Below are 11,291 nucleotides of genomic sequence, written 5' to 3' on the forward strand. Positions count from 1 at the left end.
CCCCCGCCGCCGCCCCGCTCCGGGTGCTCGTCGCCGACGACAACCCCGTTGTACGGGCGGGCCTGACGGCCCTGCTGCACGGCCGCGACGCGATCACCGTGGTCGCGGAGGCGGACGACGGCCGCCAGGCGTACGAGGGGACGCTGCGGCACCACCCGGACGTCGTCCTGCTCGATGTGCGCATGCCCGGCGTCGACGGCCTCTCGGCCCTGCCGCACCTGGTCCGTCTGGCCCCGGTCCTGATGCTCACGTACAGCCGCGAGAGCGAGGTGATCCGCCGGGCGCTGCGGCTGGGGGCGGGGGGCTATCTGGTGCACGGCGAGTTCACCGCGGACGAACTGCTCACCGCGGTCCGCGACACGGCGGCGGGCCGGTCCCGCTTCACCCCCTCGGCGAACAGCGCCCTCCTGGAGGCCCTGCGGGAGCGGGGGTCCCCGCGAAATGCCCCGCCACCGGGGCCCTTTGTGGGACATTCGGAGCTGAGCGAACGGGAGGTGGAAGTGATGGACCTGATCGCGTCGGGCCTGTCCAATCAGCAGATCGCCGCCGCCTGTTTCATCAGCCAGAAGACCGTGAAGAACCATATCAACCGGATCTTCACCAAACTGCAGGCCGGCAGCCGCGGCGAGGCCATCGCGCTGTGGCACCGCGGGCCGGCCGGGGGAACGGCGCGCCATGGCTGAAAGCGGTACGGCTTTCGGCCTCCTGTCGCGGGAGTGGGCCCGGAGTTGGGCCCACAGGCCCATGATGAGGGGTGTTGTACCGACGTACGTTGCCGCTGTCGGGCGGGCACACGGATCAGCGTCGACCGATTCCCGGTCGGTCGGACTCGGAGGGGGACATCCTCATGAAGAACATCGCACTCAAGGCGGCGACGCACACCCAGACTTATGTGACCCACTGGGCGAACACCACGGTCGACCACATGAAACGCCGCAGGGACAGGGGGCAGGGGGCGATCGAGTATGTGGGCATCACGATTCTGGTGGTGGCGATCGTGATTGCGCTGATCAATACGAAGATGGGAACATCCATCGCCAACAAGTTCACGAAGAAGATCAACTCTGTCCTCAACAAGTGAGTTCGCGCGCCCATGAGGATTCCGGGCAGGCCGCACCGCTGTACATCGCAGCGGTGGCGGGCCTGCTCTTCGTCGCGTTGATCTTCTTCGCGTTCGGCGAGGCGGATATTCAGCGCAATGGTGCCCAGAGCGCGGCCGATGCCGCCGCGCTGGCGGCGGCCAAGGAATCGCGCAGCCTGCTCGAACCGGAGCTGCTGGCACACCTGGCGGACCCCGACTACTTCGAGTCCGTGTTCAGTACGTCCTTCCTGGGGGAGCCGGGCAACGGCTGTGGAAAGGCATCCGAGTTCGCCGCCCTGAACGATGCCGGTGATGTCTCGTGCAGACCTCTGTCCGACGGCAGATGGGGGTACGAGGTGCGGCTGAAGTCACGCAAGGGCATGAGCACGGACATCGTGCCGGGCACCGAAGGCAAGCATGCGGAAGCCGAGGCTGTGGCGGTGGTCGAGCCCCGCTGCACATTCATACCTGCCGAGGCGCCGGACCCGGAACCAGAACCGGACCCTGAATCCGACCCCGATGCGAGCCCGGAACCGGAAGCTGCGCCGATCGGCAAGGTGCGCTGTGCCGGTGACCGGGACTGGGCGGTTGATCCGGAAGACTTGACGCTCATGCCCGATGTGGCCGACCTCTTCACCGTACGCCTGGCCGAAAACTGACTGAGACAGACCGCAAAGGATAGGGACCGATGACTGCTCGGTACGTGAGGAACGTACGCCGAACCGGCGCTGCCGCGTTCTTGGCGGCGACGTTGACCTTTTCTCTGGCCGCATGCGGTGGCGATGACGGCGCCGGCTCCCAGGACAAGGGGTCATCGAGTTCCGCGAAGTCGCCGAGCACCGAAAAGGCGAAGACCAAGTCCGGCGGAGCTGCGCCTGACACGGGCACGATTCTGGCGAGCGTGAAGGGGGACGCCGGAATCGAAATGGTGATCAACTCCGCCACGCGTGATTCAGGTGGATTCCTCACGGTGAACGGCCAGATCAAGAATACGGGCAGTGAGGACTACACCACGCCGCTCCAATGGAGCGGGGCGGAGGAGGCCGTGGCGGCAACCGATCGGTCGCTCGCCGGAATGACCCTGGTGGACGCGAAAGCGAAGAAGCGCTACTACGTGCTGCGTGACACCGACAACCGACCGCTGACCACCAGTGGATTCGACCCGAGCATTGAGGCCGGGGGCGCTCTGACGTTCTTCGCTCAGTTCCCGGCTCCCGACCTGTCCACGCATGAAGTCGGACTACAGTTCCCCGGCTTCCCCAACGCGACGATCGCGATCTCGTGATGTACAGCGAGATGGGCGGCATTCTGCGGACCCCGGCACGGGTTTCGGCCATGGTGCTCACCGCGGTACTGGCCTTCGGGGTCGCCCCGCCCGCATCCGCCGACGACAGCCCCTACCCCTCCGCCTCCGCCGAACCCCCCGTCGAGGTCGACCCCGACGACTCCGATCTCAAGCTCCCCGAGGGCGCCACCCTCGCCCCGCCCAAGGTGCTCGACATCAAGTCCGTCATCGAGGATCTCGGCGGTGAGGAGCGGCGCGAGGACACCAACGCGGACATCAAGTTCGCCCTCCAGGCCGAAGTGCTCTTCGGCAAGGACAGCGCCAAGCTGAGCGCCGAGGCGACCGGGCGGATCAACGCCATTGCCGAGGAGATCAAGAAGCAGGACGCCAAGAAGGTCAGGGTGTTCGGGTTCACCGACGACCTCGGCTCGTCCGAACACGGCGACGTGCTGTCCAAGAAGCGCGCCGAGGCGGTCCACAACGTGCTGGACCAGGCGCTCGGCGGCACCGGCATCACCTTCGAGATCCGGGGCTACGGCGAGGACTACCCGATCGCCAGCAACGACGACGAGGAGGGCCGCCGCAAGAACCGCCGCGTGGAGGTCTCCTTCCAGCGCGGCGAGAGCGGCACGCAGAGCTGACCGGTCCCACGCGGCGGCGGCACCCGTGCCGCCGCCGCGCAAGGATCGGAACAGGCCGTTGCAGAGGGTGACGTGGCAGCCGATCCGATCCCGCCGCCTACGCCACGCGTCCGCCGGCGATTTCCAGCCTCCGCCCGTCGAACCGGTCCCGCAGCCGCCGGTCGTGCGTCACCACGACCACCGCCCCCCGGAACCCGGCCAGCGCGCCCTCCAGCTCCTCCACCAGGGCCGGCGAGAGGTGGTTCGTCGGCTCGTCGAGCAGCAGCAGATCGACCGGTTCGCCGACCAGACGGGCCAGTTCGATCCGCCGTCGCTGTCCGTACGACAGCTCGCCCACCGTCAGGCGCAGGTCGGCGGGGCGGAACAGGCCGAGCGACAGCAGCCGGTCGGTGTGCTCGTCGAGGTCCCCGCCGCGCCCGTGGGCGTACGCCTCCGGCAGTGTCAGGCCGGGCGCCCACGGCGTCTCCTCCTGGCGCAGGTGCCCGACCCGGCCCCGCGTCCGCACGGTCCCCGCGTCCGGCCGCAGCTCACCCGCGAGCACCCGCATCAGCGTCGACTTGCCGGCCCCGTTGGCCCCCGTGACCAGCAGCCGCTCCGTGCCGCCGATCCGCAGCGCGGGCACCGACAGCCGGCCGTCGACCCGTACGCCGTCCAGCTCCGCCGCGATCCGGGGCGCCGCGGCCTCGGCGGTGACCATCCGGGCGGCGAACACCAGCGGGTCGGGCGGCGGTGCGACCGGGCGCTCCGTGAGCCGCTCGACGCGCTCCTTCGCGTTGCGGATACGGACCATCGCCCCGTGCCCCCGCCCCCGCGCCCGGAACCCACCGTGCCCGAACACGCTGAGCGGCACCTTGCGCGGGATCGCGTCCAGCCGGGCCACGTTGGATGCGGCCAGCTCGCGGTTGCGGGCCAGCTCCTCGCACCAGTCCCCGTACTCCCGCAGCCGGCGCCGGCGCTCCGCGGCCTTCGCGGCGAGGTACCCCTCGTAGCCGTCGCCGTACCGCGTCACCCGGCCCTCGCCGACCTCCAGGATCGTGGTGGTGACCCGCTCCAGGAACACCCGGTCGTGGGTGACCGCCAGCACAGTGCCCCGGTGCGCCCGCAGATGGGCCTCCAGCCAGGCCACCGCCTCGTCGTCCAGGTCGTTGGTCGGCTCGTCGAGCAGCAGCAGCTCCGGCCGGGAGGCCAGCGTCGCCGCCAGCGCCAGCCGGGACCGCTCGCCGCCCGAGAGGGTGGACAGCGGCCGGTCCCGGTCCAGACGGGGCAGGCCGAGCCCGTGCAGGGCGATGTCCACCCGTGCGTCGGCCTCGTAACCGGCCCGCGCCTCGAACCGGGCGACCAGCCCGGCGTACTCCTCCAGCGCGGCGGCCAGCTCCGGCCCGGCCAGGCCCCTCATCCCGGCCTCGGCCCGGCGCATCCGGGCCTCCAGCTCGCGCAGACCGGCGAGCGCCGCGTCCACCGCGTCCTGGACGGTGGACCCGGCGGGCAGGTCGAGGGACTGGGCGAGATGGCCCGTACCGCCGGGCGCGACCACGGTCAGCTCACCGTTGTCCGCCCGGTCCTGCCCGGCGATCAGCCGGAGCAGCGTGGACTTGCCGGCCCCGTTGTCGCCGATGATGCCGGCCTTCTCGCCCGGCCTGATGCTGAAGGTGACGTCGTCCAGCACGACGTGGTCGTCGTAGCGGCGGGTGACGTTCTGAAGAGTGAGTTGTCCGGTGTGCATGAAAGCCCCCTGTTCTCGGCCCGTGCCGATCGGCGCGCGGTGGTCGGGGCGCGTCCGCGCACGCCGGCAGCACACCGAGGACGCGTGCCGGACAGGCAGGCGTCACGGAGCTACGGAGGCGTGTACGTGCGGATGCGCGGGAGAATGCGCTGCTGCGGAGCGGAGCTCAACGCAGGCCCAGGGGGAGTATCACAGAGAACCCATGCGCCCCAAGGTAGACGGGGGACCGGACGCCTGCAAGCGGTTTTCGGTCGATCAGTGATCACGTGCGCGCCGGTGGCCGACGGCCGGGTGCGGTGCCCGGAACGGGCCGCCCAGACGGACCGGGACACCCGGTGAGTACAGCACGCTGACCGGGGCCCCGCTCGGGGCCGGCAGGCCTGCCGCCTCGATCAGGTTCTCCTCGCAGACGAGCAGGTCCGCGCGGTGCAGGGGCCAGCGGGGGTGGTCGTTGCGCAGGTAGGCGGTGCTGCCGAGGACGGAGTGGTGCAGGCCCCAGCGCGCGGTGAGGAAGTGTTCCAACTCCGTGGGCCGCCCTATGCGTTCGCCGGGGCGCACGGTGATGCGGCTGTACGCGCCGCGCGGGCCGGGTACGCGGCGCGCGCTGGTGTAGCCGATCGTGTCGCCGGCCGCCTCCACACGCATCCGGGACCACACGTACGGCAGCCGGAAGCCCAGCCGGCCCATCGCCGCGGGGAGCAGCCGGGACGCGTCCAGCGAGCGGAAGACGACCCCGCGCCGTCCCCGCTCGTCGACCGAGTACAGGCGGACGTTCGTCTCGGGGAACGAGCCGAGATAGGGCACACCGGGCAGGCCCAGCCACCCCACGCGATGCATCCGGAAGGCCACGAGCCCCACGTACGTGACCCCGTCGAAGCTGTCGGGCACCGTCCCCGCGGGCAGCAGCGGCGCCACCGCCTCCGGCTCCACGGCCCAGTGGACGAAGCAGAGGTCGAGCCACTGCTGGGTCAGGAGCGGCCGGCGCAGGGTGCCGGGCGCGTCGGGCGTCAGCGGCTCGGGCGTCGTCATGGGCCAAGCGTGGCACGGCCGCCCGGCGCGTCCGGCACGGCGTCCGCGCCCGCCGCCGACAGCTCCGCCGCCAGGTTCGCGTCACGCATCCCCGGCAGCTCGTACCCCCTGGCCCCGTCCCACTCGACGTCCAGGTCGTCCAGGTGCACGCGCCACTCCGCGTCGGGCAGGGACCGGCGCAACTCCGTGACGGAGTCCAGCACATGGGCGACCACCGGCAGCAGGCGGCCCGGGTCGAACGGCATCTTGGTGGAGCCGTCGAGGACGGTCCCCGGCTCCGCCGCCCGCGGGTCGTACACGTACAGGCCCTCCTCGTCCTCGTACGGGAACGACGCGTGGCGCGCGGCGACGATACGGGTGACGGCGGCCGACTCCGGCCCGCTCAGCGGGGCCGTGCGGCACGCGGTGTAGTACAGGGAGACGCTCATGAGGGGGAGCGTACGGGCGGGGTCCGACAACCGGCCCCGGCACCGGGCAAGGCGGGGCTGTTAGCCTGTCGCCGCTTCGGGTCCGTAGTGCGTCAACGGGGGGAAATCCGTGCTCAAGTCCCGGCGAGTGATGGCCTGGTGTGTCGACTTCGCTCTGGTGGTCACCCTGGCGGTGCTGCTCGGGTGGTTCACCGTCCACCGGGTGTCCGCGCTCCTCACTGATGTGCCCGACCTCGCCACGCGGGGCGGCTGGGAGTTCCTGCGCTCCAAGGGCGAAGCGCTCGACGTGGCCGAGGGCATGGGCCTGTCGCTGTGGGGGAAGGCCGTGGGCTACGTCGAGCAGGCGTTCGGCGCGCTCGTGCTCCTCACGTTCCTCTACCAGTGGGCCTCGATCTCCCTCACCGGCCGCACCCTGGGCAAGGCCCTCGTGGGGCTGCGGATCACTCCGGTGGCCGCGCACCGCGCGGCGCTGCGGGCGGTGACCACCACCGTCGCCGACGTGGCGCTGTACGCGCTGGCGTGCTGCCTGCTGGTCGAGGGCGAGTTCTTCCTGTCCGCGCTGTGCTGGGCCGCCTCGGTCGTCGTCTTCCTGCTGAACGCCGTTCCGGTCCTCGCCCCGTCCTGCCGTTCCCTGGCGGACCGGCTCACCGGGACCGCCGTGGAGAGCGTCCGGCTCCCCGTCCCCGCCGCGCCCCTGCCGCCGGCCCCGGGTGACGTGCCCGCCTGGTGAGGCGCCGGGTGTACCGGACGGGAACATGAGCAGAAGAGGGGAGACGAGGGGCGGTGCAGCGCACCCGCCTCCCGGTGCCGACCCTTCCGAGCCTCCTACGCCCCCGGAGCCGCAACCGTGTCCAGCCAGTCCAGCGGCGCCGCCGCCGGGGCCCCGCCCCACCCGCCCGGAACCCCGCACGCCCACGCCCCGGACCAGGGGTGCCCCCTACCCTCGTGAACCGACCACCCGCCAGCCGCCCCCGTGCCGCCGCCCGCGGTGCGACGGGACAGGAGGGCAGCCCACCACGTGTTCCGAGGTGACGTGCCGATGAGTGACGGTTTCTTCTGCTCGTACCACCTGTGCTGGAGCCGCCCCGACGCCGAGTCCCTGCTCGGCGACCTGGAGGCGGCGGGGGTGCGGGCCGACCACCCGGTCACCCGGCGCATCTCCCTGCTCGGCCCCGGCACCGAGCCGTCCGGCGCCCAGTCCTTCGTGACCCGGGAGCAACTGGTGCTGCTGGCCGGTCTGCAACGCCTCGACCGGGTCGACTTCCTGCTCTGGCTGCCCTGCGGGGGAGAGGTCCGGGCCCGGGTCGGACGCGGCGCGGACGGGGCGGTCGAGCTGCGCTTCGGCCTCGGCCTGCTGGACCGCGCCGACCAGGAGCGAGCGGTGCGCGCGATACGCGAGGCGATCGGGCGGGCCTCGCTGCTCTGCGTCGGCTTCGTGCTCGACCGCGAGGGCGCCTCCGGGGCCACCGACTGGCCCGGCTTCATCGTCAAGGGCTCGGTGTACTTCGACTGCTGGCCGGACACGCTCGCCGTGCTGCCCGAAGTGGCCGCCGCCCAGCCGCAGCTGTCGGGCGTCAACTCCTTCGAGCAGTCGCCGTGGGTGGTCTACGGCAGCGATGTGCCCAACCGCTAGCGGAAACGGCTACTTGACCGTGATCGAGGCGACGAACGCGTCCAGATCGTCCGCGCTGAGCGCGCCCTTCACCGCGTTGATCCGGATCGCGAACGGCACGTCCTTCGAGTCGACGCCCGCGACCACCACGCCCGTCATCCGGGTGCCCTTCGCCGGGGTGCGCTCCGTGCCGGCCGAGGTGAACTCGTAGTCGATCCTGCGGGCCTGCCGGGCGCTCTCCTCGCCCGCGAGCCGCACGTCCGTCGTCTCCTTGCGCGTCGTGCCCAGCCCGATACCGGCGCCCGCCGCCGCTGCCGCCTCCCCGGCGTCGCTCACCCCCCGGGCGAAGTCCAGCTGGACGGAGACCATGCCCGTGCGCAGCCCCGACTCCTCCTTGAGCGCGACCGCCGCGTTCGCCGTGCCGCGCTGCGACGCGGACTGCTCCCGGTACCCCTCGTCCTTCGGATAGCCGACGGACACGCTCGCCGTGTCCAGCGTCGCCCAGCCGTCCGGGACGGACGCGGCGGACCCGCCCCCGCAGCCGGTGAGCAGGGTCAGACCGATGGCGGCGGCAGCGGCCGTGCCGCGTGCCCGGTACCTCTTCATCGTCGTCCTCGCCTCTCGCCTCGTGAGTCGTACGGGGGTCAGTTCGCGCAGTAGCTGTACGGAAGGTACGTGCGCGTGCCGCCCTGCGGGGCTCCCAGGAACCGCGCGTCGGTCAGTGTCTCCTCCTTGTGCTCGTCGGTGACGTTCATCCCCAGGCTCATGCCCAGCGAGAGCTCGAAGCCGAACTCCTGGGCGTCGGTCTCGCCGTGGTACCGCATGTCCGTGGAGAGCCCGTCCTCGAACATCAGCTGCTCGAAGGGGTCGTTCCCGGCCGGTTTCTTCTGGAGCGAGTGGTCCCCGAACAGGTAGGCGAAGGGGGCGGTGTTGTCGCCCGAGCCGTCCAGCCACTGTTCGGCGACGGCCCGTTCGTCCTCGGTGGCCCGGTCCGTGCCCTTGCCGAAGACGAGCGAGTTGCCGGTCACCCGGATGCCGGACTCGGTGGAGGAGCCGGTCGCCCCGCCCTTGCCGCCGCGCTTGTCCTTGTCCTTCTTGCCGTTGTCGACGCCGTCCTCGATCTTTCCGGAGGCCGTACCGCTGCTCTCGACGGTCTGCGTCATGTCGATCCGTACGAGCCTGCCGGTCTTCTGGTCGCGGGTGACCGTCATCGTGCCCGTACGGCTCTGCCTGCCGCCCAGCGCACCGGTCACCGGGCCCGCCGTCCCCGACGCCTTGGCCTCCAGGTCCAGCTTGGCGCTGTAGGTGTACGACTCGTTGCCGCTGATGTCGTCCTTGGTGACGGTCACATCGGGGGCGAACGTGGCCCTGCCGCCGAGCCGCGCGCCGAGTTCGGACTCCTCGCCCGCGTCGACCGACAGCCCGCCGTCCGCGTAGGCGTTCAGACCGACCGTCGCGTAGGAGATCTTCTTGTCACCGATCTTCCTCTCGACGTCCTCCTTCTTCTCGGCCCACTTCATGCCCGAGTACCAGCCGCCGCCGTAGCCTCCGCTGTACTTCGTCGAGGTCTCCCACATCTTCATCTCCTCGATGTCGTCGCGCAGTTCAGCGGCCTGCTCCTCGCTCTCGAAGACCCAGGTGTCACCATTGGTGATCTTGATCCCGCCGCCGACGTCGACCTCCGCCCTGCCGTACTTGCCGAGCTTCCCGCCCGCCTTGGCGCTCGCCCCGACGGACGCGGCGTCCGTGAACGTCATGGTGACGACCTTGTCGTCCCCGTCCACCGTGCCGTCCCCGTTCACATCGGTGTTGGCGAGGCTCACCGTCTGCTGGAAGCCGTACTCGTTGCCCCACTCGAACCAGCCGACCTTCACCTTGTCGCCCACCGTGTCCGAGATGCTGGATATCTGGCACTGGTCGGGCTCGTAGTCCGCGTCGGTCCTGGGTCCGGCCTCGTCACCGCCGTCCGCGTCGGCGCAGCCCGCCCCGCCGCCGGTGACCGATGACACGGCGCAGCGGAACCGGTCGCTGATGCCGCCCGCCACCCCGGTCGTGATCAGCGCCAGCACGATGGCGGTGGCCAGGACGATCACCCCGAGGTACTCGGTCGCGGAAGCGCCCGCGTCCCGCCAGCTGTACGGGGCGGCCATCGGCTCCGGCTCGCCGTCCTCCATCAGCCGGTCGAGACCCAGGCCCACCACCGTCCCGGTCGCCGCCGCCACGAGGGGCATCAGGACGCCCTCGGTCCCGACGGCCTCCCGGGCCATCGCGTAGCCGTAGCAGAGGCCGCCCAGCGGCACACCCAGACCGGCGAGCAGGTACGACGGCCGGGACCCGCGCCGCTCCTCGGGCAGCACCCGGACGGCGGCGAGCACGGTGAGCACGGTGGTGAGGACGGCCGGCACGTGCAGCAGGCCCAGCCGCCAGGCGAAGGAATCGAGCCGGTCCCCGGTGGCCAGTAGGGCGACGAGACCGCGCGAGACCAGGTATCCGGCGGCGAGGTAGACGACCGTGCCGGCGGCCCAGCTGCGGGCCAGCGGGAAGAACGCGCTCCCGGGGCCGCCCCCGTCCCCCGCCGTGCTCCTGCCGCTGCCACCGCTCACGGTTCTCCCCCTCCGACGCCCGTCCCCGCCCCGCAGGACCTGGGTGTGGCGCGAGCGTAGGGGCGCCGGGGCCGTCCACGCGCGGGCCTCCGGGCCCCAATTCCGGGCCCAATTCCGGGAGGACACGCCCTACGGAGCCTGGCTCACCCGCACCTGTACGCCCGGTCGCAGCCCCCACGCCGCCATGGCACCGGCCTCCGCCTCGATCACGTGCCGCCCGCGCAGCCGGGGCAGACCCAGCCGGCCCGGCCGCAGGGTGTGCACCGCCAGCACGTTGAACCTCCGGTCCAGGTACGCCACATCGATCGTGAACCGCATCCGGAAGGAGTGCACACTCCCGCACGGCGTGATCATCAGCGCCCCGTCGACCCCGTCCCGCCCGAGCAGCCCGCGCGCCCGGTGCCGGTAGGAGGCCGCGATCCGCAGCGGCACCCGGATCTCGGTCACCCCGTCCCGGTCCGTGATCGTGAGCGTTCCCGTGCCATCGCGCCATCGAGCCATGGCCCGACGGTAGCGGCGCCGCTGTGTCTCCGGGCCCGAATCCACAGGGCCAACCCCCTGCCCGTGCGCGCCGATTAGGATCGCCGGGGTGTACGCCATGCTGATAGGGATCGCCGCACTCTGGGGCGGAGCGACCGGCCTGCTGCTCCCACGCGCCGCCTACCGCTTCTCCGTCCCGTCCGGCGAACCCTGGCGGGACGCCTGCCCGGCGGGCCACCCCCTCACCGGCCCCGCTCGCGGCTGGCTGGGCGGGGCGCGCTGCCGGGCCTGCGGGGAGCCGGTGGCGATGGGCGTGCGAACGGCTGCGGCGGTGCCCGGCACCGTGGCACCGGAACCGGCGGCCGTGGCGCCCGAACCCGGTACGGAACCGGCGGAGGGGGACCCCGTC

The 11,291-nt window shown here is 71.8% G+C and carries 13 protein-coding genes and 1 pseudogene; 8 read left to right on the forward strand and 6 right to left on the reverse strand.

Going from position 1 to position 11,291, the window contains the following annotated elements:
- The 5 genes from EAO73_RS03400 to EAO73_RS03420 form a co-directional block, all read left to right on the forward strand.
- On the forward strand, positions 1-683 hold a 683-nt coding region (locus tag EAO73_RS03400), incomplete at its 5' end, for a response regulator (protein ID WP_147970012.1).
- 164 nt (positions 684-847) lie between these two features.
- Positions 848-1,081: a hypothetical protein gene (locus tag EAO73_RS03405; protein ID WP_147970013.1), complete on the forward strand. Its 234-nt coding sequence runs from the start codon at positions 848-850 to the stop codon at positions 1,079-1,081.
- Positions 1,078-1,740 (forward strand): pilus assembly protein TadG-related protein, encoded by a 663-nt coding sequence (locus EAO73_RS03410; protein ID WP_147970014.1) that lies wholly within the window; start codon positions 1,078-1,080, stop codon positions 1,738-1,740. The genes EAO73_RS03405 and EAO73_RS03410 overlap by 4 nt, the downstream gene beginning before the upstream one ends.
- A 29-nt stretch (positions 1,741-1,769) precedes the next feature.
- The gene (locus EAO73_RS03415; protein ID WP_147970015.1) at positions 1,770-2,366 is read left to right on the forward strand and encodes a hypothetical protein; all 597 of its coding nucleotides are present in this window, start codon (positions 1,770-1,772) and stop codon (positions 2,364-2,366) included.
- Positions 2,367-2,416: 50 nt separating this feature from the next.
- Positions 2,417-3,007: an OmpA family protein gene (locus tag EAO73_RS03420; RefSeq protein ID WP_191133921.1), complete on the forward strand. Its 591-nt coding sequence runs from the start codon at positions 2,417-2,419 to the stop codon at positions 3,005-3,007.
- 97 nt (positions 3,008-3,104) lie between these two features.
- Here EAO73_RS03420 and EAO73_RS03425 read toward each other — a convergent pair whose 3' ends face one another.
- The 3 genes from EAO73_RS03425 to EAO73_RS03435 all read right to left on the reverse strand — a co-directional run bounded on the left by EAO73_RS03425 (position 3,105) and on the right by EAO73_RS03435 (position 6,187).
- Positions 3,105-4,730, reverse strand: a complete 1,626-nt coding sequence (locus tag EAO73_RS03425) for a TlrC/CarA/OleB/SrmB family ABC-F type ribosomal protection protein (protein ID WP_147970016.1) — start codon at positions 4,728-4,730, stop codon at positions 3,105-3,107.
- A gap of 255 nt (positions 4,731-4,985) precedes the next feature.
- On the reverse strand, positions 4,986-5,759 hold the full coding sequence (locus EAO73_RS03430) for a YqjF family protein (RefSeq protein WP_147970017.1): 774 nt from the start codon (positions 5,757-5,759) through the stop codon (positions 4,986-4,988).
- Positions 5,756-6,187: a hypothetical protein gene (locus EAO73_RS03435; protein ID WP_147970018.1), complete on the reverse strand. Its 432-nt coding sequence runs from the start codon at positions 6,185-6,187 to the stop codon at positions 5,756-5,758. The genes EAO73_RS03430 and EAO73_RS03435 overlap by 4 nt, the downstream gene beginning before the upstream one ends.
- Positions 6,188-6,296: 109 nt before the next feature.
- On the opposite strand from EAO73_RS03435, the gene EAO73_RS03440 reads away from it, so the two are divergent.
- Together EAO73_RS03440 and EAO73_RS03445 are read left to right on the forward strand one after the other, a co-directional pair.
- Positions 6,297-6,917, forward strand: a complete 621-nt coding sequence (locus tag EAO73_RS03440; protein ID WP_224756161.1) for an RDD family protein — start codon at positions 6,297-6,299, stop codon at positions 6,915-6,917.
- A gap of 309 nt (positions 6,918-7,226) precedes the next feature.
- Positions 7,227-7,820 (forward strand): hypothetical protein, encoded by a 594-nt coding sequence (locus EAO73_RS03445; protein ID WP_147970019.1) that lies wholly within the window; start codon positions 7,227-7,229, stop codon positions 7,818-7,820.
- A gap of 9 nt (positions 7,821-7,829) precedes the next feature.
- On the opposite strand, the gene EAO73_RS03450 is transcribed toward EAO73_RS03445, so the two are convergent.
- The 3 genes from EAO73_RS03450 to EAO73_RS03460 all read right to left on the reverse strand — a co-directional run bounded on the left by EAO73_RS03450 (position 7,830) and on the right by EAO73_RS03460 (position 10,903).
- Entirely contained in the window at positions 7,830-8,405 is a 576-nt protein-coding gene (locus tag EAO73_RS03450) for a hypothetical protein (protein WP_147970020.1), read from the reverse strand.
- A gap of 38 nt (positions 8,406-8,443) precedes the next feature.
- Positions 8,444-10,402 carry a hypothetical protein gene (locus tag EAO73_RS03455; RefSeq protein ID WP_224756162.1) on the reverse strand — a complete coding sequence of 653 codons (1,959 nt, stop codon included), beginning with the start codon at positions 10,400-10,402 and terminating at the stop codon, positions 8,444-8,446.
- Between the two features lie 129 nt (positions 10,403-10,531).
- A complete protein-coding gene (locus EAO73_RS03460; protein ID WP_191133920.1) occupies positions 10,532-10,903 on the reverse strand; it encodes a DUF192 domain-containing protein in 372 nt (123 codons plus the stop codon).
- 88 nt (positions 10,904-10,991) lie between these two features.
- On the opposite strand from EAO73_RS03460, the pseudogene EAO73_RS36325 reads away from it, so the two are divergent.
- Positions 10,992-11,291: pseudogene (locus tag EAO73_RS36325) on the forward strand (prepilin peptidase); the annotation flags it as partial.

The organism is Streptomyces sp. col6, from assembly GCF_008042035.1.
Classification (GTDB): Bacteria; Actinomycetota; Actinomycetes; order Streptomycetales; family Streptomycetaceae; genus Streptomyces.